Annotated in this window: 16 protein-coding genes; 13 read left to right on the forward strand and 3 right to left on the reverse strand. The window is 39.0% G+C overall.

Features of this window, described 5'->3' with window-relative positions; all coding sequences use genetic code 11:
• The first annotated feature begins 12 nt into the window (after positions 1–12).
• From F601_RS0106280 to F601_RS0106310, 7 genes are all read left to right on the forward strand, one after another.
• Positions 13–1413: a SpaH/EbpB family LPXTG-anchored major pilin gene (locus F601_RS0106280; protein WP_018164817.1), complete on the forward strand. Its 1401-nt coding sequence runs from the start codon at positions 13–15 to the stop codon at positions 1411–1413.
• Positions 1414–1662: 249 nt separating this feature from the next.
• Positions 1663–2613: a class C sortase gene (locus F601_RS0106285; protein WP_018164818.1), complete on the forward strand. Its 951-nt coding sequence runs from the start codon at positions 1663–1665 to the stop codon at positions 2611–2613.
• Between the two features lie 230 nt (positions 2614–2843).
• Positions 2844–6194, forward strand: a complete 3351-nt coding sequence (locus tag F601_RS0106290) for a Cna B-type domain-containing protein (RefSeq protein ID WP_018164819.1) — start codon at positions 2844–2846, stop codon at positions 6192–6194.
• The gene (locus F601_RS0106295) at positions 6191–7654 is read left to right on the forward strand and encodes a SpaH/EbpB family LPXTG-anchored major pilin (protein WP_018164820.1); all 1464 of its coding nucleotides are present in this window, start codon (positions 6191–6193) and stop codon (positions 7652–7654) included. Before F601_RS0106290 ends, F601_RS0106295 begins: the two co-directional genes overlap by 4 nt.
• Positions 7655–7778: 124 nt before the next feature.
• Positions 7779–8672, forward strand: a complete 894-nt coding sequence (locus tag F601_RS12670) for a Cna B-type domain-containing protein (protein ID WP_018164821.1) — start codon at positions 7779–7781, stop codon at positions 8670–8672.
• 171 nt (positions 8673–8843) lie between these two features.
• The gene (locus F601_RS0106305) at positions 8844–9026 is read left to right on the forward strand and encodes a type II toxin-antitoxin system HicA family toxin (RefSeq protein WP_018164822.1); all 183 of its coding nucleotides are present in this window, start codon (positions 8844–8846) and stop codon (positions 9024–9026) included.
• Between the two features lie 38 nt (positions 9027–9064).
• Positions 9065–9529, forward strand: coding sequence for a type II toxin-antitoxin system HicB family antitoxin (locus F601_RS0106310; protein WP_018164823.1), 465 nt, complete (start codon positions 9065–9067; stop codon positions 9527–9529).
• A 173-nt stretch (positions 9530–9702) separates the two neighbouring features.
• On the opposite strand, the gene F601_RS0106315 is transcribed toward F601_RS0106310, so the two are convergent.
• Genes F601_RS0106315 through F601_RS0106325 form a run of 3 tightly spaced genes read right to left on the reverse strand, consistent with a single transcriptional unit; the run spans position 9703 to position 12229 of the window.
• A complete protein-coding gene (locus F601_RS0106315; RefSeq protein WP_018164824.1) occupies positions 9703–10560 on the reverse strand; it encodes a class C sortase in 858 nt (285 codons plus the stop codon).
• A 3-nt stretch (positions 10561–10563) separates the two neighbouring features.
• Positions 10564–11400 carry a class C sortase gene (locus F601_RS0106320; protein ID WP_018164825.1) on the reverse strand — a complete coding sequence of 279 codons (837 nt, stop codon included), beginning with the start codon at positions 11398–11400 and terminating at the stop codon, positions 10564–10566.
• Positions 11393–12229 carry a class C sortase gene (locus F601_RS0106325; RefSeq protein WP_018164826.1) on the reverse strand — a complete coding sequence of 279 codons (837 nt, stop codon included), beginning with the start codon at positions 12227–12229 and terminating at the stop codon, positions 11393–11395. Before F601_RS0106325 ends, F601_RS0106320 begins: the two co-directional genes overlap by 8 nt.
• A gap of 373 nt (positions 12230–12602) precedes the next feature.
• Between F601_RS0106325 and F601_RS12400 the strand changes: the two genes are divergently transcribed.
• The 6 genes from F601_RS12400 to F601_RS0106355 form a co-directional block, all read left to right on the forward strand.
• On the forward strand, positions 12603–12887 hold the full coding sequence (locus F601_RS12400; RefSeq protein ID WP_018164827.1) for a hypothetical protein: 285 nt from the start codon (positions 12603–12605) through the stop codon (positions 12885–12887).
• A complete protein-coding gene (gene lepB / locus F601_RS0106335) occupies positions 12884–13495 on the forward strand; it encodes a signal peptidase I (protein ID WP_018164828.1) in 612 nt (203 codons plus the stop codon). Before F601_RS12400 ends, lepB begins: the two co-directional genes overlap by 4 nt.
• Positions 13496–13537: 42 nt before the next feature.
• Positions 13538–18034, forward strand: coding sequence for a SpaA isopeptide-forming pilin-related protein (locus tag F601_RS12675; protein WP_018164829.1), 4497 nt, complete (start codon positions 13538–13540; stop codon positions 18032–18034).
• Between the two features lie 94 nt (positions 18035–18128).
• A complete protein-coding gene (locus tag F601_RS0106345) occupies positions 18129–19823 on the forward strand; it encodes a SpaA isopeptide-forming pilin-related protein (RefSeq protein ID WP_018164830.1) in 1695 nt (564 codons plus the stop codon).
• A gap of 110 nt (positions 19824–19933) precedes the next feature.
• Positions 19934–20770, forward strand: coding sequence for a class C sortase (locus F601_RS0106350; RefSeq protein ID WP_018164831.1), 837 nt, complete (start codon positions 19934–19936; stop codon positions 20768–20770).
• Positions 20771–21134: 364 nt separating this feature from the next.
• Positions 21135–26431, forward strand: a 5297-nt coding sequence (locus F601_RS0106355) for a collagen-binding domain-containing protein (RefSeq protein WP_018164832.1), incomplete at its 3' end; no start/stop codon positions are given.

Here is a 26431-nt window from a genome sequence, read left to right on the forward strand (position 1 = left end):
AGAAGGATTATCATGAAAAAGATTAGAAAAGTGATAACAACTATTCTTGCAGCACTCACCTTAGTCTTTGCAGGGCTACCAGTTAGTGCACAGTCAGTTGACTCAGGTGCTGGAGGAGCAGGCTCAATTACAATTAGCAATGCTTCAAAAGGACAAACTTATACAGTTTATAAACTCTTTGATGCCACTCAAAGTAGCGATGGTATTGCCTATTCTGTTCCAAGTGGTAAAACATTTACAGGAAATGACTTTTTCACAGTCGATAACGCAGGAAACGTTTTAGCTAAAGATGGTATCAATGTTGGCAGTGATGACTTTAAAACCTGGGCTCAAGAATTTGGTACTGAGGTAGCAAGTACTAAAGCAACTGATCAAACACTTGCTTTCACAGGCCTTACTTATGGTTACTACTACATTACATCATCACTTGGTACTACACTCACTGTTAACAGTACAAATCCAAGTGCTACTGTTATTGACAAAAATACAACTAACCCAGACATCCCAGAAGATGGTGGTAAGAAAATTGTTGTCAATGGTACAGTAACATCAGAAACTACTGCTAAAATTGGTGATGTGATTGACTATCAAATCCTCTTCAATGCTACTAACTTTGTAACAACTGCTGGAGGAGCATCAACTAAACAAATCACTAAATACACTATCGTCGATACTCCATCTGACTTGGAAATTAACCAATCTACAGTAGCCGTTACTGTTGGTGGTGTTACAGTAGCAGCTACACCTACATTTGCTGATGGTAAAATGACTATTGTCCTTCCTTGGGCAGATGCAGATGGCAATACAATCTACGATTCTCCAGTAGCAGTGAAGGTTACTTATAAAGCAACTGTAAAAGCTGCTGCTCAAGATGGTGAAGCAAGTAACCATGCTGACATTACTTACACTACTTCAGATGGTGATGAAGAACCTGTTCCAGACCCAGATCCAGATCCAGACCCAGTCGTTAAGACATTCCAATTCACACTTAAGAAAACTGATGGTACGAAAGCATTGACTGGTGCGACATTCCGTCTTTACGATGCTGCATCTAATGGTAATGAAATCGCAGTTGTTAAAAATGCTGACGGTACTTACCGTGTAGCTGAAGCTGGTGAAACTGGTGTTGATATTGAAGCTGGTACAGCAGTTGTTAAAGGTCTTAAAGGTGACAACACAGTCTACCACCTTGAAGAAACTAAAGCACCAAATGGTTACAATATCTTAACTGCACGTAAAGCTGTGACTATCTCATCAACAGCAACAAATGAAGTAGAAGTTGTCAACAATGCTGGTAAAGCCTTGCCATCAACTGGTTCATTCGGTACTACAATGTTCTACCTTGCAGGCTCAGTTCTCTTGGTTGGTGCACTTGTTTACATGATTTCTAAACGTCGCATGAATAACATCTAATTCATGTTAACTCCAAAGAATTAGCCATATAAAGAAAGTTATCTTCGGGAGTGCCAATAGATGAAATAGCGGTATTTCCGAAGATATTTCTTTCTTGTCTGAGTCTATGCTCAGACTTCTAGAGCTCAAACTTGGGCTTTAGAAGTGTGATTATAACTCACAAAAGCAGATACGTTTTAATTGTGGTTTTTGGGAAATAGCAGAGCTTTCATTCAGCCTTTTTAAAATGATTGGAAGGGGGAGTAATCAGTGATTGCTTGGTTAAAAAAACATGCCAAAACATTTATCATGCCACTGATCTTCTTGGTAGGTCTTGGTTTGCTAGTCTATCCCTCTTTTAGTGATTATTGGAATTCATTTCACCAATCTCAGGCTATCATGAGCTATTCTGAAGTAGTTTCTGATATGAATGAAGAAGATTATGATAAGATTTTAGAAAGTGCAAAGAAATACAATGAAAATCATGAGATAAACTGGGATTTCACAGAGGCTGACAAGGCTGCCTATAATGCGGAGCTTAATTTTAACAATGACGGCATCATGGGTTATATTGAAATTCCAAAAATCAATGTTAAGTTATCTATTTTCCATGGGACTGATGAAGCGATTCTGCAAACTTCGATTGGACATTTAGAGGAAACCTCTTTACCAGTCGGAGGGCTAGGAACACATACTGTGCTTTCAGGCCACCGAGGATTGCCCTCTGCCAAGCTCTTTTCCGACCTAGATCAGCTGCGTGAGGGAGACATTTTCACAATCCACGTGCTTAACGAGACCTTTACTTACGAAGTCGATCAAATTCGTGTGGTAGAACCGACAGACTTATCAACTTTGACCATTGATCCTGAAAAAGATTTATGCACATTAGTCACTTGTACGCCTTATGGTATCAATACCCACCGCTTACTTGTCAGAGGTCACCGTATAGAAAATGTCAACGGCAGTGCTTCAGTAGTATCAGATGCAGTGCAGATTCAACCAGTCTTTATCGCACCATTTTTCGCTATTCCAATTTGTTTCTTACTTATTGTTTATGTTCTAATAATAACTAGTAAGCATTTTCAAGAAAAATATCGAAATAGTGGACAAAGATACATGGAAGAAAGAGGCTTGAAACGTCCAGTCCTTAGAAAAAAATCTTATGAAAAGATTATTTTAAATATTCAAGATTTCATGGACAAACGTCCTAGAAATAGATAAGACAGTGAGATGGCAGATTTCTTTAGGGGAAATTTGCCGTTTTATTTTATGTTATCTCGCTTGGTAAACAAAAGTTTCAATTATCAAACAAATAAAAGAAACCGCAGAACAAAAATGAGTTTCTGAAGAGAAACATTAGAATAAAAAACGTATAACTTTTATGTAAACGCTTTATTTTTAAGGTTTAAAGGCGTAAAATATGGTTAAAGAGATAAAATAGGGAGGTTGATATGAGAAAAAAAGTGTTAGCTTGTATTCTTCTGAGCATACTACTAATCAATAGCCTCGTGACCCCTATAGCTTATTCACTGGACAACGTGGTACCAAATCCTGATGAGGTAACACAAGTTGAACCAAAAGCAAGCGATGATAGTAGTGAAGAAGAAGATACTACAGCTGAGAAATTAGATGTTTCTCTGACGCCCGAAAATCAGGAAGAATCAAGTGATGATTCCAAAGTGACTGAAGAAAATGCCGAAGCAGAGGAAAAGAAAGAGGTCGCAGAAGAACAACCTCAACAAAAAGCTATCACCAGTCAGGAGGTGACAATTCCTAAAGTAAGCATTTATAAGGAAGGTGATAAAGAAACCAAAGATATAACAGCAACTTTCAGACTAGTTCAGGAGAGTAATTCTTCTGAATTAGCTAGATGGTCAAGTGATGCAGAATCTCCGAAAGTAGAGTTATCCGTAGGTACTATCTATCTGCTAAAAGTAGTTGACTTAGATAGTAGCTATGTGAAGCCAGCTGATGTGAAGATTCGCTTAACAGATTCTGGAACATTTGAGAGACTGGACGGAGATAATTGGACGACATTTGAAACCTTAGATATTGCGGCAGCCTTTAATAGAAGAGCTCTTCTGCGTGTAGGAGCAAACGGGCCACTATCTCCTCCGCAAACTGTTAGCGATACTACGATTGCCCCAATCAATAGGCTCCAAATTATCAAAGACATGCCAACCACTTCTAAAGTTGCATTGCTTTCAATTGGAACCCACAGTCGCTATGCCTATGCTAGTCCAAATAGTGATAATGGACAAAATGAAATTTGGCGTGGTGAATGGGAGCCTCATATCAACTCGGTTATAGCTGGTGAGGCACCAGGTCATAATGCCTTAACCGTTGAATTTCGCCCTTCAGATCCAAATGCTTCTGGTTATAAGACTAATCCGGATGCTGGATGGAATGCGAATGATTTGAGTCTAGAGACAACTACCATGTGGGTTACAGTGAAGTACACTGATGCAGCCTATTATGATGGTCAACTGGTTGATGCTATAGCAACCATTAAGGTTACCCCATTTAAAAACCGTACCAACAGAAGTCAAAGAAACCCAAATGGAGGTTTTAGCACTTGGGGAAATACCACTTACGCAGATAATGACTATGATAAAGCTATTTATTACCCAACCATCCAGATTAGTGGTCTTCTCTTTGGTGGATGGGTTTGGCAAAACGTTAAAGAGTTTGATGTGGATTTGAGCTTCTATGAAAAGAACTCATCAACGCCGATAACCCTAAAAGGCGGGCTCTTCTCAGATACAGAAGCGACCTATTATACCATCAACTCACTCAACCCACAGTATAACTATGAAGATGGTTCAGCCCATGGGCCAGAATATGTCGTTCCAGATTCAGGAACTTACTTGGGTGCTTACAAAACATCTAATTCAAACATCTCTGTAGTTTATAAAGGGGATGACAACGCCCAAGGTCGAGAATATAACCAGTATGGTTACAACGGTGGTGACACTAATAGGTGGGGTGGCGATGATGACCATTCAGACAGTCAAAACTGGTCAAAAAACTCGGTGATGTTCACGACTTCAGACACGCCGAATATCTCCTTTACCATGGGGAACCTCATGCGTAAACCTGGTAAGCGTGCGACTGATTTCCCTGACCTGAACTGGGGTCAGCAAGCTAGTTCGGTTTATCGCACTAACTATATCTGGACCACCATTAGTACAGATTCCTTTACTAAAAACAAAGTAGTAACAAAAGATATCCATGTCCGTAAGGACTGGGTTGGCCATAACAATCCAACAGAAGATATTATCATTGAACTCTGGTCTACTTGGAAGCAAAATGGAGAGCAGAAGCGGGTACTTGGTCAAATTCAAACGCTGACTGCTGCCAATGGTTGGCAAACAGATTTCAAAAATGTTCCAGATGAAGCATCGATGCAGCTGATTCTTGAAAAGGCAAATCCAGGAACAACCATTACAGACTTCAAATATGAAGCTGTTGAAAGAAATCTTCCAGATGGCTACAAGGTTTCCTATGAAGGTAGTTCATTAGATCCAGCTGGCTTCGTTGTTACTAATACCCAAACTCATACCGGACTAACCATTACCAAATCATGGTTAGCTAATGGTAATGCAATGTCTAATCAAGACACCAGTACCTTTGGCAAACTTAAGGTTACTCTTAAACGCAGAGTAGGAAACCAAGTTGATACCAGCTTCAACCAAGTCGTTGAACTAGAATACAATAGTAATGCTAGCACTTCTTGGAAAAAGACTATCAATAATCTACCGATTAAAGATGATAACGATAGGAACTATACCTACTTTATCGAAGAAGATTTGTCAACATTACCGACAAACTTTGAATTGCACGGCTATAGGAACACAAATTCTGGTAATTACGCATCAAATGGTTCTCAAGTTGGCATTACTTTAAATCATGATCCAGCTCAAAATAATCTTGGTGTCACTAATAATAAAACCAAGACCAGTTTAACCATTACTAAAGTTTGGTTAGAAAATGGTCAAGCTATTTCAAATCAAAATACCAGTGATTTTGGTCCGATTAAGGTCACACTAAAACGCAAATTTGGGCAGACGGGTGATGGCCAATTTAGTCAAGTCGTTGAATTGAAATACAATAGTGATGCTAGTCTTTCTTGGAAGGCAACTGTTGATAATCTTCCGATGAAGGATTCATATGGTAGAGTGATGACCTACTATATCGAAGAAGATGTGTCCACTTTACCAGCAAACTTTTATATCAAGTCTTACGTAAATGATAAACAATTGGATCCAAATCCAACAAACAATCAACTTAGTGTCACCAATGAACGGTTGACTGGAAATATCACTATTCGAAAGCTATGGTATATGAATGATGGGGAAACACTTTTAGCTAATGGTGAACTACCAAGTCGCTTGAAAGTCAAACTCTATCGAACAACAAATGGTCAAACAACTGGCGGGGAGTTGTTTAAAGAAATTACCCTAATTCGCCAAGGCACAGAGGGGAACTATAGATGGACGCTGACTGAGCCTGTTCCAATAACCGATAATAATAAGAATTTCTATACTTATTATATCGAAGAAGAACAACCGGTAGGTTACTTAGAAATCAGTGCGGCTAGTGAGAAAACTACGACATTTACAAGTAGTAATTATCAAACTACCCCTACCTTGACTGTTAAAAACAAGGTTAATCCTGTTTACCCATCAACAGGTGGTTTCGGAAGTCGACCGTACATGATGATAGGTATCATCTCATTATTTGTGGCAGTAATACTATATTATATGCAAAAAAAGAAAATTTTTTGGAGGAAGGAAAAATGAAAAAAATCGTCCAACACATACTTACGATTCTAGCGACCCTTACCATGGTCTTGGGATCCTTGGGCTCTGCGGCTACAGTATTCGCTGATGACTATCCAGATCCAGCGGATACTTATGACATCGTTTTGACCAAGGTCAAATTGTCAGATTTGACTGGCTGGCCAAAACAAACTGGTGTAGATAATACAGCCTATACTGGTCAAAAGTTGACGATTGCAGACTACTTTGGAACTAAAGCTACAACACTTCAAGGTGCATACTTTGAAGTTCGTAAAGATTCAGCAACAGGTGATATTGTTGATGAAGGTCTTACAGCTGCAGATGGTACTATCACATTTAAAGATTTGCCAGCTGGAACATACTTTATCGTAGAAAACAAAGCTAAATCTGAAATTCCTGGTGAAGATGAACTAGCAAACGCAGCTGCTGTACCAATCGAAATCACTCTTCCAGTCTTCAAAGCGACTGGTGGCTGGTATAAGAAAGGTGAAGATGCAGTTCACGTTTATCCAAAGAATACTGTAGACAAACCAACTATCGACAAAGTTGTAAACGATAATGATAAACATGATACAGCTGACCTTGGGCAAATTAAAACATTTAAAGTAACTTCAGTAATGCCTGAAGGGATCAAAGACTACAAGCTTTTGAAATTTGAAGATAAATTCTCAGCAGGCTTGACTTATGAAAACAACCTTAAAGTTACATTGAATGACGCAGCTGTTGATGCAGCTAACTATACAGTAAATGTAACAGGTACTGCAGGTGCAAAAATTACTGTTGACTTTGCAAAAACATTTATTGCTAGCTTGAATCCAGCTGACACAGTTGTTATCACTTACGATGCATCTATTAATGAAGCAGCCGTTCTTGGTGCAGAAAATCCGAATGAGGTCAAAGTTGTTTATGCAACTAACCCTGATTTCACAGATGAAAAAGAACAAGAACCTGGAGAAAACCCAGAACTCCACACTGGTGGTAAACGCTTCGTCAAAGTTGATAAGAAATTGAACAAGAAACTTCCAGGTGCAGAATTCGTTGTTAAAAACGCTGCTGGTAAATTCTTGAAACAAACTGGCAATGTCAATACTTGGGTTGATTCTCAAGATGAAGCTACTAAATTCACTTCTGGCTCAGACGGTGCCTTTGAAGTTAAAGGTTTGGCATACGGAACTGCTGGTCAAGCGGCTAACGTAGGTTCAACTGATTACTTCCTTGTGGAAACTAAAGCCCCAGAAGGATACGCTTTGTTGACACAACCAATTCAATTTACTGTAAATGCAACTTCTTACCAAGCTGATCCAACAGACCTTACTGCTGGCCTTGCTGATCCTCAAGAAGTAAACAACATGAAAGTTACTATCCCACAAACTGGTGGTATCGGTTCTGTAGCTATTGTCGCAGCAGGTATGCTTGTTGCAGGTCTTGGTTTGATGCTTAAACGTCGTATGGCGAAATAAGCTAAAATCACAATAAACTGAAGTAGGCAAGATTTCTTGCCTCTTCACTCAAGCGTTCAATGTGTTGTCCCCAACGCCACATTGAGCGTTTCAGTGAAGAGAAAAATGAATAGGGAGGAGCAGTATGGAAACAAGGAAGTGGCTCAGCAAACTTGTTGGACTGCTAGTGCTGGTGCTGGCCATTGTGGGCTTTCAACAGAGCTCTGTTTATGCTCAGGAAGACAGCACAGCGGTATTGACAGTCATTAAGCTGAAAAATAGTCAAGGAACACCGGATGATCACAAGACAGCCCCTGTACCAGGTAGCTTTTATACCCTGATTAAGCTCGACAACAACAGCGAGTTAACAGAAGAACGGCAAAAGCAACTCGAAACTGACATGGCTGAGAAAACCGTCGAAGATCTTGAGAAACTAGCTATCGACAACCTCGTCTATCACGGTGAAGCGACAGATCCTGAAGGCGCAACAGTCTTTTCAAACCTAAGTGCAGGCACCTATTATGGATTTGAGGTCAATAGCAAAGCTGGTAAAGAGCGTTTAGCAACAAGTCAACCTTTTGTAGTATTGGTAACCCTAGGCAGTAAGCTAACAGTCTACCCAAAAACCAAAGAAGAACCGCAACCAGGGCGAACAACCTTTACAGTCCGAAAAGTCTGGAAAGGCCAGAAATTAACCAGCGTCACAGTTAACCTCAAACGTGATGGAAATAAGATTGACAGTGTCGAATTGAACGCTAACAATAAATGGGAATACACTTTTGAAAACCTAGAAATCACATCATCTGAAGGTAAGGAGTACACCTATACAGTTGAAGAAGAAATTCCAAAAAACTACACTGCAACCTATACACAGATGAAAGATAAACTAGGAACAACCATCACAAACACCTATGTCCCACCAAAGAAACCAAAAACTCCAATCTTCAAAACAGGTACACTTGGAATTTATTGGTTACTAGGAATTGCGGTTATCATGATAGGTCTAGGCTATCGATTCTACAAAACAGATAAAAAATGAGATTGGCTTTCCAATCTCATTTTTGGTATCTTTAGATAATTGCGGATTTAATATTCAAATAAAATCGAAACTGACAATGTATTATTTTGATTTTAAAGAATATAATATCTTTTCCGCTTGAATACGTGTAGCACGTGTGTTATACTTGTGTTGTCAGGAGATAAAAGCGCTATGCCTATGACACAAAAAGAAATGGTTAAACTTTTAACTGCCAATGGTTGGATTAAAACCAAAGGAGGAAAAGGGTCTCATATCAAACTTGAAAAAGCTGGTAAAAGACCAATAACCATTCCCCACGGTGAAATTAATAAGTACACCGAAAGGGGTATCCTGAAGCAAGCAGGACTAATATGAAGCAGTCTTATGCTTGCTTTTTCCTATGGAGGTGTAAAATGTTAGTAACATATCCAGCAGTTTTCTATTTTGATGATACAGATGGAGAGAATCTCCCTCCTTACTTTATTACTTTTCCAGATATTGAGGGGGCCGGTACTCAAGGTAAAGATATGACCGACGCCATGGCCATGGCTAGTGATTACCTTGGGATTATGTTAGCTGATCTTATTGAAAAAGGTGAAAATTTACCGAAAGCTAGTAACATCAATAGCCTGACTTTTGAAAATGCTGACCCATTTAAAGGTGACGACGATTTCCCTCTGGTTTATGATGCTAATAAATCGTTTATATCACTTGTAATGGTTGATGTAGCGGGGTACTTGGGACAAGATGAGCCTGTCAAAAAAACCTTAACTATTCCAAAATGGGCAGATAAATTAGGTAAGGAAATGTCACTGAATTTCTCACAGACATTAACAGAGGCAATCGCAGAGAAAAAACTATCTGCTTCAAATTCCTAACAATAGTCAACTGAATTAGTTTTAAGACTTGAGACTGAGGTGGAAAATTAAGGAAACGTCTTCTTTCAGCCGAAAGTAGGGCAAGTCAAAATTAATTCAAAAGATAATAAATCAATCACGCGCAACCTTTAGGCGTAAATAGATATTCAAAAAATGAGATTGGAAGACCAATCTCATTTTTGAATCAACTTCCATAACTTCCTAGCAAAATACAGGAAGCTGGCTAGTGATATTAACAGCACAGCATAGGGTGCTAGTCGTAAAAGTTTAACACTAGTTTTGCTGTCTTTCTGTGTGAGCAATCTTGTGATTGTCGCGCTTGATTCAGTGGTACCTTGCTCCTCACTTGTCTCTTTTTCAACACGTATGGCATTGACCAAATAACGTTGGTTATATTCGGGAGCATTGTAACAAGTCATCAGTGTGATAACATCTTTATCTGGGATAGGCGCTAGCTTTTCATTATCATATTCATCGATAATCTCAGTTTGGTAAACTTGATATTCTAAAGTTTGATCAAGAAATGTAACATATATTTTATCTCCCTTAACTAAATCTGGGAGAAAATAGAAAGACATATCGTTATAGGTGATGCGATGCCCAGCGATAATTGGACGCTGCCCCTTGATTCCCACTGGAGCTCCAGTTCCAACCATAACTGCAACGCCTTTTGCTATTTTATTATAGTCAGCATCTAGATACAAATCAAAATTTTGCCCCAGTGCCGGTATACTAACCTGCCCAACAACCTGACTGGTATCAAGGATTGAGAGGTAGGGACTATTTTGGTTAACAGCAGTCTCCTTGTTCTGTGTGAAAATATCTTGAACAGGCTGAGTACTGAGATTCTCTTCCTCTAATTTCTGCCGAGTTTCTTGCAAGGTTTCTCGATTCTCAGCCAAATATTCAGCGTAGCTATTTTGCGCACCTAGTTGTTTGAAATCACGAGAAATCATTGACACAAAAGGAAAAGAGAAGAGTAGAATTCCAGATAGAAGCAGACACAGTCCTAATACTTTTTTCTTTTTCATGACTCACTTCCTTTTCCGTTTGATGAATCTATAGGTTAAATAGCAGAGCAGTATAAGGAGAACAAGGCCAGCTGATATGATAAACCAATAGTATTTCTTATAGCGATTAATCTTCTTAGCTTTTTTCTCTTCCTTTTCAGGAAGGGCAATACGTTCCCCTCGGACAAGCAAGCGGTGAGAGTTAATCATATATGGTGTGCAAGTCAGCAAAGTGGCATAATCGTGTCCTTGACTGACTAAAACGGGGTTGAAATTATCAGGCTTAACAGTTAAAATTTGGTCCACCTTATATGCCAAAGTTTCTTTGATATTGGTAATGTAAAAAATATCACCCACTTTTACCTTATCCAAATCTGTGAACAAGCGTGCTGACGGAAGTCCGCGGTGGGCGGTGATAACAGTGTGAGTTGACTCTCCGCCGACTGGTAAACTAGTACCTTCCAAGTGACCTGCCCCATCTTGCAGAACAGCTTCACTTGTCCCGGCTCGAATAGGAATTTCCTGGTCAATACTTGGGATTGTGACGTAGCCGATTTTTTCAGCCACCTGCAGCATTCTGGCATATTCAGCCACCCCTTTTTCTTCCTCTTTTGTGAAAGGGTCACCTATTTTTGCAGGAGTGAGCGTTCGATTATATGCATGAGCCAGTTCAATACGTTCACGGACTTCCGCCGTCTCAAGATTTCCCTTTTGTGCTTCAAATTGAGAAACTTCTTGCTTGGTGAGGTATTGATAATAGACCTGACTGATTAAAGGATAACAAATTGCTGTAATACCAATGATGATTAAACCGCGATAGAGCCATTTGAGCCAATTTTTTTTAGAAACTTTCTTAACCATTTGATTGCCCTCTCTTTCGCGCCTGACATTTAGTCCAAATTAGGAGCAGGATAATAATCAAAATAATCACCAAGATGGCAAGATAAAGTGGAGGAATATTAAAGTGACTGACACGACTAGGTGTCTTTTCTTTTTCTTGAGGATCATAGGGAATGCGGTGCCCGCGAACCAAAAGGCGATGTGAATTAATCATGTAGGGAGTACAAGTCAAGAGAGTCACATAATCTTCATCGGGAACCACCATCAAAGAGTCAAAGTCACTAGGTTCAACAACCGAGATTGAATCAACTTCATAAGCAATTATTTCTTTAATGTTGGTGATGTAGAATTTGTCCCCTTTTTCTACCTTATCTAGATCTGTGAAAAGTCTAGCATTAGGCAATCCAGTGTGTGCGGTCAGGACAGAATGCGTGCTAGTTCCCCCAATAGGAAGACTAGTTCCCTCCAAGTGCCCCACACCTTTTTGAAGTACCTCTTCACTTGATCCAGCATAAATAGGCAAATCAACATCAATAGACGGAATCGAAATCGTTCCGATTTTTTCATGAACAGTCAGCATGCGAGCATATTCTGTCCGACCGGCATCTAGTTGTTCCTGTGTATAAGGGTCATTGATTTCAACATTTTGCAAAGACTGATTATAAGCCTCGGCCAAAGTCATTCGCTCTTGAATTTCGGCACTAGTTAAATTTTTTTTGCCAGAATCAAAATCAGAGATTGTTTGCTGATTGATGTAATTATAGTAGATCTGGCTAATAGCAGGATAACTGACAATGAAGATACCAGTTAGAATAATAATACTAGTCAGATGATTAATAAATTTTTTCATAAGCCAAATCCTTACTAAAAACAGTAAAACCTTCTAATAATATTTTAAAATAATACCAATCGAAAAACAAATAAAATAGGCAATATAGGGGCGAAAAACAACCGAAATTGACGATTAGAATAATGAGAAAAATACAAGTGTAGTATGAAAATACAACCTCTCTATAAAAATGCTTTCAGAAAACACTTTCATGAAAATATATACAATCTTTCTGAAATTAAAGGTTTTATAGCGGTATAGGGGTAACTAATCAAAGACACAGTTTCAAGAAAATATTAAAGTTTCTTAAACATATTACTTGCAAAAATTACTAATTAGGGTTAAAATAAAGAGAATCATTTTTATTAAAGGACTCTTAAACTAGAGAGGGATTATGGAAGAAAAATATTTAAGAAAATTACGTCGCTCAGATTTGTTTGAACTTTTGGTGAGTCAGGCAGAAAAGATCGAATCCCTTGAAGCAAAAGTTTCTGATTTAGAAAAACAGTTAGAAGACAAAACTTTGCTGATTGAGAAGGCTGGTTCGATTGCGGAAGCGTCTTTGCAGATTAATAAAATTTTTGAAACTGCTCAGGCTGCTGCAGATCAGTACCTCGCTAATATTGAGCGACTAGCTTCTGAAAACCATTCAGAGAAAGTGGAGCATAACAATTCATGAAGTTAGCCCAAGAAAAGAAATCAAAAGTGAGCTTAGAGGAGCTTCCGAAGTCGGAAGTCTTAGCTAAAGAATTAAAGAAAGTAAGATACCGCGAACAGTACCTAAAAACACTGAAAAGCACGGTATTTACCTTGTTATCAGTTGCTGCAGTTGCGGTCCTCATCGCTACAATCTGGCTACCAGTTTTACAAATTTATGGGAAGTCAATGACACCGACGCTAAAGTCCGGGGATCTTGTTGTTTCAGTTAATGACAAAGCCTTCAAGCAAGGTGATGTTATTGCTTTCTACTATAATAATAAAGTTTTAGTCAAGCGCGTGATTGCCACATCAGGGCAATGGGTTGATATTGACGATAAAGGTAATGTCAGCGTAGATGGTTACTTAATTGATGAACCTTATCTCAAGGAAGAAGACAAGGCATACGGTGAGACCAATATTGAATTGCCTTACCAAGTTCCAGATGGCAAAATCTTCGTTATGGGAGATCAGCGTAGCGTATCTATCGATTCTCGAAATACTGCAGTTGGAACAGTTGGTGATGAACAAATTGTTGGTCGCTTAACTCTGCGCATTTGGCCGCTGAATCGTATTAACTGGATTAAATAATCAAAAAACAAAAATCTTGATAGAAAGGAGTAATAAGTTTAAATGAGAGCCCTACTTGAAAAATTATCAGCCTTAGTTCAGCAACGTATCAAAGCCCGTAACTGGGCTAGAATCGGTCTGGCTATGTCAGTGCTGGTTGTTTTCTGTACAACCTACGTGCTTATATTGCCTGCGCTGACATTGACAAACAATTCAAGCAGTTCGGTTATCCAAGACTTGGGCACAGAATCTGTCACTGAATTATCAACAGGTACAGATGACGTTCAAGCTCCTGAAGAAGTCGAAAATCAAAGCACGCCAGAAACTAATAAAACAACGGCAGCTGAGGAAACAACTGAAGTTGAGCAAGCTGATACAACAAAAAGCAGTCAGTCTCAAGAGAGTGAGCCGCTTGAAGACATTACTAAAGCTGGAAACTTTAAGGCTGAGACAGACAAAGTTGTCGTATCGGTTGATTATGATGCCAATACCTTTGATGAAGCTGTGACGCTCAAAGTCACACCGATTACAGATGCGCGTGTGATTGAGAAAAAACTCAACGAGGTCTTAAAAGACAGTAAGCAAAGCCTAATCACATCATACTCTTACGATATTGCTTTTATCAATCAGGATGGCAAAGAGATTGAACCTAATAAAGAAGTTAGAGTGTCAATTGATTTTAAGGAAGTGGCCAATAGCGGAGCTCCTTTAGCAGCTTGGCGTGTCTACCATTTCATGGATGATACTTATCAGGAAGTTGAAGATTTGACATTGGCGAAGACAACTGATATCCAGATGACACATTCTGGTGACGTTGAAAAAGTTACCTTCCAGTCAGATACATTTTCTACCTATACAATAGGTACAACAACTTATGAAAGCATTGATAAGTTTAATCCGACGGTTAGTTTAGATACTAATGCAGGAGAAGCAAGCTATGATGAGGCAACAAAAAAATTAAAGGCAACGATTAATGTGGCTTTCCCAATCACACAAGCTGATTTGGGACAGACTCTTGATTATGCCTTGAAGCTGCCAGCTAACTCTTATATTCAGACAGACTGGGTACAAGAAAATGTATCATATGCTGTTTATGAGTATCAGGGTGGTCCTAAGGTTTATGACTACAGCTACAAAAAAGATAGCAATGGTAATCTATATGTTACCTTCCGATTTGATGAAAATTACTACAAAACAATTGCCCAAGGAGCTAATGGTAAAGTAAAATTTGAGCACCATATGGAAGCAACTTTAGATCATGATAGTAATCAAAGCGACTTTAACATGATCTTTGGAGATAATCTCAAACTTACGATCCCAGCTTCTAGCGTGAATATTACTCCGAAACCGGAACCTTCCACGCCGAGCTCAAGTAGTAGTTCAACAAGCTCATCAACAAGTTCATCAACAAATACTACACCACAAAAAGACATAAATACTTCTAAAACTTATCCTACGGTTACTTATGAAGGTGACACGGCGGTTATGACTTATGAAGTAACAGTTCGATCTAACAACGGTACGGAGGGTGGGGTAAAAATTCACGATTCGTTGGCTGCAGCAGGGGTAACAGTTAATAGCCTGACTATTGATTCGGTGACTGTTCAGACTAATGGTGGAAGTTGGACGAATTACTCTAGTTATTCTCCGCAAATCTCTGCAGATAAAAAGACTTTTGATTTATCCTTGCCCCAATTATCAGCAAATCAAACTTATAAAGTAACTTATACTTATAAAGTCACAGGATTTGCAACGGGTAGTGGGACAACGGCTACCAACAAAGTTGAAGTGACCAATCCGAATCTTCCAAAACAGGAGAGAAGTGTAACCAGCAACTTAGCTAGAAACCAGATGAGTAAGAGTGGCAGTTTTGATGCCTCAACAAATCTGATTACATGGACACTCAATGTTAATACTAATCGAAATGATATTTCGGGAGCAACATTGACCGATAGCATGTTCCAGAATGCAATCGATCTTCCAGTAAGTGGCAATGGTTGGACACGTAAAGGTAATACAATAACATTCTCAGGACCTAATAATACCAACTCTTATACAATCACCTATAAAACAAAAGTAGAGAATAGTCAACTAACTTGGAATGGTCAAACTATTTCAAACAGTGCTATTTTGGCTGAGGGTTCAGATACAACTACAGCTGCAAGTAGTGTTAAAGTGACTTCTGGAGATTTAAGTAAGACTTTAACTTCTGTTAATGCTACAGATGATGATTTTGTTCAATTTTTGAACTGGTCGGTTGATTTGACAATGCCCAAAGATGGTACTATTCCAAAAGGAACTGTTTTTGAAGATGAGTTGAAATCAAATGGTGGTAACATTACAAACCATTACTTCACAAAAGAGCAATTAACTGATCTGTATAATCAGTTGGTGACTATATTTGGAGCGGGTAACTTTAATTTAGAAGTTTTACCTACCGGAAGTTGGTATCCATATATTAACTATAATCAGACGATTGCAGGTAATCACTACTTCAGGTATAAACTGACATTGTTGGCTGATTTTAGAAGTTCTAGCAATCCACGTTTAATTTATCAATCAACTGCCGATGCTAATGTTGATAGGGAATTTATAAATGAGATAAAAACATCAGACGGTTTACACTCTTCTAAGTATACTTACAATTATGAGCCGATTGGTGGTAAATTGACAAAGATGGATGGCTCTGTAAAAGTGAATTATGGGTCGGAATATGAATCAAAAACGACGAGTCATACCATAAGTGAATCGGCTGTCGATCAAGGTAGTGGAGTTATCAAGTGGGCGGTTAAAGTTGCGGTTAGTGAGAGTGATAAATCTCTAACGGTTACTGATACCCCTCCTGAAGGTGTTGAGATTACAGGTATTGAGTTTGGTAGATTCTACTATACACAAAGTGCAACCATATCTAGAAATGTTATTTCTAAACCGCAGAATTGGACTTTTAGTAGCGATCTTTCCTTTAATGGTCAAATATCTGATGATGGGAAGATAACGATAACGGCTACAGCGCAGAATGGGAAGAATCTAAAAGAAGTTACTCAGGCTGATTTCTTCTATATCGTTTATACCTTTAAATACACAGGTGATACCCCAGTGATTAATTCTGAAAGTTACGCGCTAACTAACCATGCTTCTGTTGTGATTGATGGTGTGCCTTCTGGCGAAGACGATCACACACAGAGTATCACTGTTAATCCATCAAAAAAAGTAAAAAAAGCAGGTAACTGGAATGAAGGAACTAAGTCATTTGATTATGCTTTGACTTTAAACGAAAAAGCTCAGGATTTAGTTCCAGACGAGGATTACTACACTGTTCTTGATACTTTTGAGTATGATGGTGATGCAAGTACTGGCGTAACCTACGACTTGATTCAAGACTCCATTAAGTTGATAGATGCTGACGGTAATGAAGTTCCAAAATCTCAATATAGTTGGACCTCTTACAGTATTAAGTCAAATGCTGATGGTACAGGAAAAAATAGAATTATTCTGAGGGTTGTCGTTACCGACGAACAGAAGTATACCTTGCATTATAGCTATGCTTTCTCAGCACCAAATACGCGAGATATTGTTAATTTGAGTGTGTCAAACACAGCACGTATTGAAGAATTGGCTAATGCAGATGCTGCAAAAGATCAGATTAGCAGCTCAGCAAGTTCTCGTTCTTCAGCGGCATCTTTTGAAATTGAAAAAGCCTACCGACTAACAAAAGTTGATGTTAATAACTACGGTCTTACTTTACCGGGTGCTATCTTTACTGTTTATGAATACGGTACAGATAGAGAAATGTCAACCTATACCACACGGGCTAATGGTGATCTTGCAATCTTTCGAGATGGACGCAACGCATCAGAAGAATATGGAGAACTGGAGTATGATACAATCTACTATGCTGTCGAAACTACGGCACCCAATGGATATCAATTGCCAGAAGAACCTGAAAGATACTATTTCCAATATTCACAATCAGGTTTGGTTAAAAATCCTGGTTTGATGGACATGAGTCTGGTTGCTGACTTGGGTAAACATACGGTTAATGAGTATGTTGAAAACGAGGCCATGCCTAAGGAAACTTCGCTCAACGTTAACAAGCGTTGGCTTGATTCTGAAGGTCGTGAGACAGAACGTTCATCTGGTGAAATCACAATTCACTTAATGCAAGTCACTGTAGATGCGAACGGCCAGACATTGTCAGAGAAACAGTTAGAAACTGCTACAATGTCAAATACAGGTAATAGTTCTCTTTGGACTATGACCTTTGATGAATTGCCGACTTATGAGACGGATTCTGATGGTTCGATAAGTCACTACTTTAAATATTATGTTATCGAAGAACCTATTGAGGGTTATGATACTTCCTATGAAGTAACTAAAGACAATCCAATCTCAATTGGCGAACTAACCATTACCAACCAGGCCAAAAAAGCCTATGTTCTTCCTGAAACAGGGGGAAGCGGTATTGAGACGTTTATTCTAGTGGGAGTTAGTCTATTGGGACTAGCGGGACTTGCTTTAGCTTATGCTTCTTATCGTCGATACCGACTGGGAGGAAGTTGATGAAATATTTGGTTATACGATATCAGGATCCGTGAAAAACATGGAAATTCTGGTTGTTTAATATATAGTTTCAAAAAATAAAAAGGAGAAAATGATGAAGAAACTAAAATTGTTTTTAGCTTTACTAGCTACAGTATTTTCTGTATTTGCTGGTTCAAAAGCATTTGCTGATGATACTTATAGTATCACTATTCCAAATCCTAACTATGATAGTAACGGAGCTCTTGTTGGTGATGGTACAACTTATAACTTTGCTGGTCGTACTTATGAAGCTTATGAAATCTTCAAGGGTACTTATGCAAATACTTCTGAAGGTGAAACACTAACAGCTATCACTTGGGGTGATGGAATCAATGAAGCTGGTAAAAAAGCTCTTGCTTCTAATTATGGAGTTGCAGATTTCAACGATGCTGAAGCTGTATCAAAAGCTTTGCAAAAATCAGTAGATGACAACCAAGATAACGGTGCAAAATTTGCGGCTATCGTAGGTGCTTTGAATGCAGATGCATCAGCATATAACTACTTGACAAGTCCAAAAGCAAGTGCTGCTGAAACCACTGCTGAAACAAAAGCAGCAACTATCTCAGGTTTGACTGGTGGTTACTACTTTGTTGCAGATAAGTTGGGTACTCTTTCAGGCGACCATGCTGCCTATTCACAATATATTCTTCAAGTTGTAGGTGATACAAGTGTAGACACAACTCGTAAATTGTCTATCCCTTCTGTTGAGAAAAAAGTTAAAGGCTACGATGATACTGAATTGGTGGAAACAAACTGGCAAGATTCAGCAGTTTGGGATTTAAACGATAATGTACCTTTCCAATTGACTGCATCGCTTCCAACTAAATTTGCTGACTATGAAGAATATTACCTTTCATTCCATGATACACTTTCACAAGCCTTGGTTTACGAACAAGGTTCTGCAAAAGTTTACATCGTTAACGGTAGCACTCGTCAGGATGTAACAAGTAAGTTTAAAGTGACTGAATCTGGTAAAAATGTTAATTTTACAATTAATAATTTGAAATCTATTGCAACTGATGATTCAGGTGCAGCAGTTACAATCACATCTTCAACAAAAGTTGTTGTTGAATATGAAGCTAAATTGACAGATAATGGTCTTGTTGTAGGTGCTGAAAATGATAAAAAAGGTAATATCAATACTGTTTACCTAGAGTACTCAAATAACCCTAACTGGACTGGTTCAGGTGAAGATTCACCAAAAGGGGAAACACCAGATGATGTTGTTACTGTATTTACTTTCAAATTGACAGTCGATAAAGTAAATGAAGCTGGAACGCTATTGTCAGGAGCTGAATTTACTTTGCACAAAATGGTTAAAGATGGCAACACTTACGTAAAATCTAGCCAAGCTATTACTCTTGCTAAATCAGAAAATGATGCACGTTTTACTGCTGTAGGTCTTGACTCAGGTATCTATGTTTTGGAAGAAACTCAAGCACCTGTTGGATATAACAAGCTTTCGAAACCAGTTTATTTCAAAGTTGTAACAACTAAGCAAGAAGATTCTGCTGATCCACGTTTGACAACTGTAAACATTGTTCGTTTGAATGATGACTTTACTGAGCAATCTGAAGGTCAAAAAGATGTCAATGTTGATTTTGAACCAAACTATGGTGATATGACTGCTACAATCGTCAATGGTAAAGGTTCTAAACTTCCTGAAACAGGTAGTGTTGGTACAAGAATTCTTTATGCACTTGGCTCAATCTTAGTAATTGCTGCAGGTGTCCTACTTGTAACTAAAAAACGTATGGAAGTAAAATAAAGCTAAACATATGTTGATAAAAAGGAGGTAAATCTCTTGAGGTTGCCTCCTTTTATTTTTATAATAAAAGAAGTGAATTTCATAAAGAATGGAGAGGCAAGTCGGTCGATATGATTGAAAAAATTAAATCTAATTTTACAACCATCCTTTTAGGATTTATCTTGTTTGTCGGATTGGCTCTGTTACTCTATCCGACGGTCAGTGATTACTGGAATAATCTAGGTCAAGCAAAGGCGGTAGCTCGCTATATTGATTCGATGAACGAGATGACTGAAGCAGAACATGACACTATGATGTCAGGTGCGCATGCTTATAATGACACTCTACCCAAAAATGTCATTCCTGATTTGAATTTGACGGAATCAGAAACACAAGCCTACAATCAGCTCTTGGATGTTAGTGGAACAGGGGTTATGGCTTATGTTGAGATTCCTAAGTTGAATACGACCATGCCGATTTATCACGGTGCCGATGCTGAGATTTTGCAGGTGGCCATTGGTCATATTCCTGGAACCTCTCTTCCTGTAGGGGGGCAAGGGACCCATGCAGTTATCTCAGGGCACCGAGGGCTTCCATCTGCCAAGCTTTTTACTGATATTGATAAGTTGGTTGAGGGTGATACTTTTCTGATTCAGGTTATGGATGAAACCCTAACTTATGAAGTTGATCAGATTTTAACTGTTCTACCTGACGATGTCTCGGCTCTTGAGGTTGATCCAGATGAGGATTACGTAACCCTTGTTACCTGTACCCCTTATGGAGTCAATACCCACCGATTATTAGTTCGCGGTCATCGTATTGAAAATGAAGCTAAAACAGCTCGTGTCACCTCTGAGGCAAGTCAAATCGAACCACTTCTTGTTGCACCTTTTATTGGTATCTTGTTGATTATGAGCATTCTAATATTTTGGCCTATCTTTAAGAAAATTCTTTTGAAAATAAATTAAAATATGAAAATCCTTTGTAACAAAACAAGGGATTTTCTTGTGTATTTGAAAAATTATCTGAATTTTAACATTATTTCTAAAAAGCGCTTATTTTTTCTCATTTTTTGAGATAATTGTCCCAATAATGTGATATAATAACACAGTAATAGTATACTTTTTTGCAGTACTAACAATCATTAAAAAATATAGAGAAAATAGTCGTCAGTTGATTTTATGTGAACAGTCGATGCCGAGCTCTTAGAACTCGCTTTTTTTGACTTTGGAAGAGTTGATGAGTGAATAACTATGGTACTGTTTTGCACTGCTTTGAAAATAAGTGAAAGGTTACTAAAATATATCTAATCAGATATCTGAGGTTTTGTATATGCGTTGGGGAAAATCGAATAATAATTTTGCTGAAACCGATCGGAAAGAGCGGATTAAACTCTACAAATCTGGTAAACATTGGGTTACTCGAGTTCTTTCTGTTGTCGGTTTATTGCGTTTTTTCAAGCCGAGTGCTGAAAAATTATCAAAGGTTGCTACAGATGAATTAGCTGAAAAGAGAGGGCAGAAGATTCTAAAAGCCATAGCCGTCTCGGGCTCCATCATAGGAGGGGCTGGGGTTGCTGATAAGGCTTTTGCCAATGAACAGGCATCAGTGCTAGGTTCGGAATTATCGCTACATTCTGATACAGTAAGTGTGGATGTTTCTGAGGGGCAAGTCACAAATAATAACATCCAAGAGGCTGCCACCGAAGCATTGGACGATGAGATTGATCAAGAAGCTGTAGTTGAGGCCTCCTTGAGTGTCAGTACTTCTTCTCGATTGGAATCTGAATCAGCTAGCACTAGAAGTATGGAAGAGTCTGTACAAGCATCGACTGCTGCAAGTGAGTCAGATCGTTTAATTGCTGAAGCATCTAGTGAAGTAACAAGTACTTCAGATCGTGAAACAAAAGAGTCGCAGAGCCTTTCATTAACTCTGGAAAGTGCTTCGCGTTCATTAAATTTGAGCGAGTCAGAGCGTGTAGAACGTGAATCAGAGAGTCTTGTAAAAGCCAGCGAAAGTGCATCAACATCTCTAAATGACAGTGAATCAGAGCGCCTTGCATCTGAATCGGTGAGTGCTAGTGAATCAAACGAAGCCATTTCAAATTCATTGAATGAGAGTACCTCTGAACGTGAAAAAGAAGAGTCGCTCAGCGCTAGCGCTTCTTTGGCACTTGTGTCAGAATCACTCAAAGCTAGTACCTCTGTCCGTGAGAGTTCAGAATCAGCATCAGCAAGTACTAGTCTGGCTTCCTTCTCATTGTCAGTCTCTGACTCTGAAGTGTCTAGTATCATAGAGAGTCAATCTTTGCTACAGGAAGCCATAGAAAATCAGATAGAACCATTTTTGGCTAATGAAAGAAGTGGTTCTGTCATATCTTCTGTTAAAGGGTACCTTGATGTTTCTAGAGGAATGATTGATTGGGTTGTAACTTATCAACCAACTACAAGCACAGCAACTCCACAATATGTAGGGTTTTATATTGCTAATATTGCGGACGGAGAATCTCTTGAACCAATTGATTTGAAAGTTACAGGTACAATTAATCAAACAGAAACCTATATAGATTATGTGCAAGGGGACCCTATTTACCAAGCTAAAGAAGTTAGCAGATGGGAAGGTTGGGATTCTAGGGTATACACATGGAGTGGTTATAAGTATTATAAAAATGTAATTGTCGGTTATGAATCTGTAGCTGTAACCAAAACAAGGACGATTTCTGTTGCATATACCGAATCTCTCGTATTAAACAATTCGTTCACAACAACAGAATCTGGTGGCACAGAGTATAAGGCGCTTGGCTTAACCTATGAAGGTAAGAGGCACTGGGGAGATAACTATTCAGGTACTCAACTTTATGATATCAGTAAAGGCTTGACCTTTACATTCTCAACGACAACAAATGGAACTATGGATAACATCGGTTTGTTTGTGCAAGCGGCGACCAACACTACTAGTTCGAATGTCCATGCTACATTGAATGAGAGTGGTGGATCAATTAACTTTGGGAATTTGAGTGTTACATCTAAGAATAATACGATTTTATACAAAACATATGCTCAAAGTCTCTCAAATTCAATTGTTGAGTCTGTCTCTACCTCAACCTATCGGAGTGGCTCACTGAGCACAAGCACTGCTAAGTCTCAGGAGAGTGAGAAACTCTCAACATCGGCTAGTTTACAAAGTAGACTAAGCTCGGAATCTTTGCGTGATGCCTTTTCTAGCGAGTCCTTATCAGAGTTTTTGAAAAGTAGTAACTCAGTACGTGAATCTCAGGAGTCACTTAGTGCAAGCAATTCACAAAGTCTTGTAGATGCTTCACTCAGTGATAGTAATTCTGCACGTGAAGAAGCTGAGGCTCATAGCACTGCTGCTTCAAACAAATCAGTCTCTGACTCATTGGTGGACTCCGAGTCTGAACGCAAGGTTTCAGAAGAGCGTAGCACCAGCGAATCAGATCGCCTGTTCTCTGAATCTCTCAAAGATTCAGCTTCAGATAGATTGGTTTCTGAGTCTAAAAGCAAATCGCTCAGCGATTACAATCGTGAGTCTGAAGAAGCAGCTAGCTCGATAAAATCAGAAAGCTTAATTTCAGACTCTCTTAGCGACAGTGTTTCCCTTCGTGAAAGTCAGGAATCTGTCTCTGCTGAAAACTCTACTTCGCTTAGTGAGTCTGTTCTGGAATCTTTGGCGACATCCTTATCTTTATACCAAGAAGAACTCTCTAAACATGAGATTGGTAGTGACAATGGAACTAGCACGACAGTTTCTGTTTACAACTCAGGTGTTCAAGTCTATGCCAAAGAAAATGGCAAGTTTCTCGCTCAGTGGAAACAGTTCACCTATACAGTGACAGCTAATTATGACACTGTAACTGGATTGACTAACTGGACTTTGAGCATTATTGATTTTAATAACCCAGATACACCGGATGCCGTGATTGAAGATAATGATAATCATCGTTTGAAGTTACGTGTAGATAGTAAAGAAGATAAGAATTCTGACCTACATAATGTGACCTTATCTGAAGATGAGCGTTCTATCACATTTACAACTAGTCCAGATGTGGATGATCCAACTAAACAATATCGATTAGATTTTTCTGCTACAAATGGACTTTCAGGAAGCGGAGCTAGTTATAAGTTTATCGTAGACTTGAACGCTGTCCCAGAAGAAGTAACGACATCCTTATCTAACAGTGTCATAACCTCTGCTTCTACAAGTGCATCTGAGCTAGTATCTCAATCTCTTTCAACTAGTCAAAAAGAATACTCGGAATCATTTGGTGCAAGTCTTTCTAAATATGTTTCTGAAAGTGAAAAAGCACATTTAGAATCTGTTGAAACTAGTACTTCAAATTCAATCTTAGTTAGTGAAAAAAATCGGATGGATTCGATTTCTGCAAGTGAATCAGAATTACTTCGACTATCTAACGCTAATATTTCAGAACATCTTTCGGAGTTGTACAGTCAAAATGCTTCATTATCAAAGGCCTTTGTTTCTGCCTCTGTAAGTGTATCCCAATCAGCATCGGAAAGTGTTGTTCAATCGCAATTGGCTTCACAAACCCAGACGCAAACAAGCACTCAGAATAACTCGGCTGGAGTAACAATCAACACTAATACTTATTACGATGATGTTCCTGCTGCGAGGGACAACTTCTTACAAGCTGCACAAGACTTCACGATTTTTACACAAGAAACAGCTCATTTAAATGGTTCTGTAAAAGGGAACTTCGCAATCGGAACACTTGCTACACAAAACAATGGCATAGAGACAAGTTATGGCAATACAGGCGGTAAAGATTATCTTTACGCTAATCATATTACAGGTGGTATCAACCAGTCTATTGGTTCATATAATGTAAATGAAAAATTCGTTATTGGACCAGACGTAAGAATGGAATCATATAATAACGGCCATGGCTTTACTATTGGTAATACTAGTTTTAATGGTGGGGAAAGCATCAATAAATCTGAGGTATATCAGCAAACACGTAATAAGGCTTATATTGATTTTGACCAAGAATTTACTAACTTAGCCGAGATTAGCGATCAAATAGCTAATACAAAAGCGGATGCAACATACAGTAATAACTCTGTCTTTGTGGATAACAATAATCGAGTCATTGATATTTCTAAGATTGTAGATGCTGATAATAATGATGTTCTTGTTATCAATCTGGGATCTGATATTCTATCTCAATCAACTCCATTGACTTTCACAGGTTTGGATGCAACAAAACCTCAGACAGTCATGATTAATGTTGTGAATAATACTGGTTCATCAACCGTTTACTCAAATTCACAAATTAAATTAAGTTATACAAATGGAGTAACTGTTCAGCATGATGCTTCGACAAGTATTGAAAATACGGTTCTCTGGAATTTTGTTAATCTGAACTCCACACCATTTAGTGGCAACGTTAATATTTCTAGCGGTAATTGGGTTGGAAGTGTTTTAGCACCAAAAGCCAATGTGACAACATCTGTTGATACGGTGGGTAATGTAATTTCTAAGGCATTTACAAGCAACGGAACAACAAAACGTTGGGATTACAACGGTGGGGGGCTAGAAAGCAAAGCTAGCCAACTTAGCACCTCTACAAGTATGTCTGCAAGTACTTCTACTGTTCAGAGTACTAGTCGCTATAACAGTCAGTCATTAAGCCTTTCAGGGGCTATTCACGGTCTGGAGTCTGCAAGTGCCAAAGACAGTATTAGTACCTCAAAAGCTGCCAGTGAATCAGCGGCATCACTTGCCTTGGCAAGTACAGCTAAATCTACAAGTTATTCAACGTCGGATCGAACAAGTGTGGTCCAATCAACAGTGAAAAGTGCAATTGCCTCAGTAAACAGTTTAGTAGCGAAACTAGACTCTACAAGCGAGGCAGAAGCTTTCCAAAGTGCTTTTGGTACGATCAGTGCCAGCACAAGTTTGAGTCTAAGCGAGAGTTTGGCTAGCGCTCAAGCAAGCGATGCAAGTCTAAATACAAGCGCAAATACAAGTGCTTTCCAAAGTGCCAGTCACGTTAAGAGTCTTAGTGAAAGTGCCTCAAGAAGCGCGAATCTCTCAACTGTAGCTAGCCAAAGCGATAAAACAAGCTTGACGTCACAAGAACGTTCAGCAAGTACGTCGATTTCAGAGCTCCGCGTCAGCGAAGCCTCACAGAGCGTGAGTGCAAGTAAGCTTGCAAGCGAAGGATTGAGCAAATCTCAAGAAAGCCTCTCAGTGTCAAGTCTAAGCGCAAGCACAAGCCTAAGTGAACGCCTAGCAAATACCTTAGATGCTCTCCGAGCGATTGAAACAGCCAGCGAAGCAGCAAAAGCTGCCCAGGACGAACATAGTACAGCTGTCTCTGACAAAGCTGTCACTCCAGAGGAAGCGAAGGCAGTTCAAGATAAGATTGATGCTGCAAATGCAGTTATCAAGGCTGCTCAAGACCTGATTGAAAAGTCTGCCAAAGTTGAACCAGAAGATGCAGAAAAACTCACAGCTGTCTTGAATACTATCAAAGTCCCAACTCCATTGGAAGTCACCGATAAAGACAGCGATGGTAAGTTAGACAGCGTTGAGAAATCCGAAGCGAAAGCAGCAATTGAAGCTGCCAAAGCAGCGGTTCAAGCCGC

This window comes from Streptococcus henryi DSM 19005 (genome assembly GCF_000376985.1).
GTDB classification, from domain to species: domain Bacteria; phylum Bacillota; class Bacilli; order Lactobacillales; family Streptococcaceae; genus Streptococcus; species Streptococcus henryi.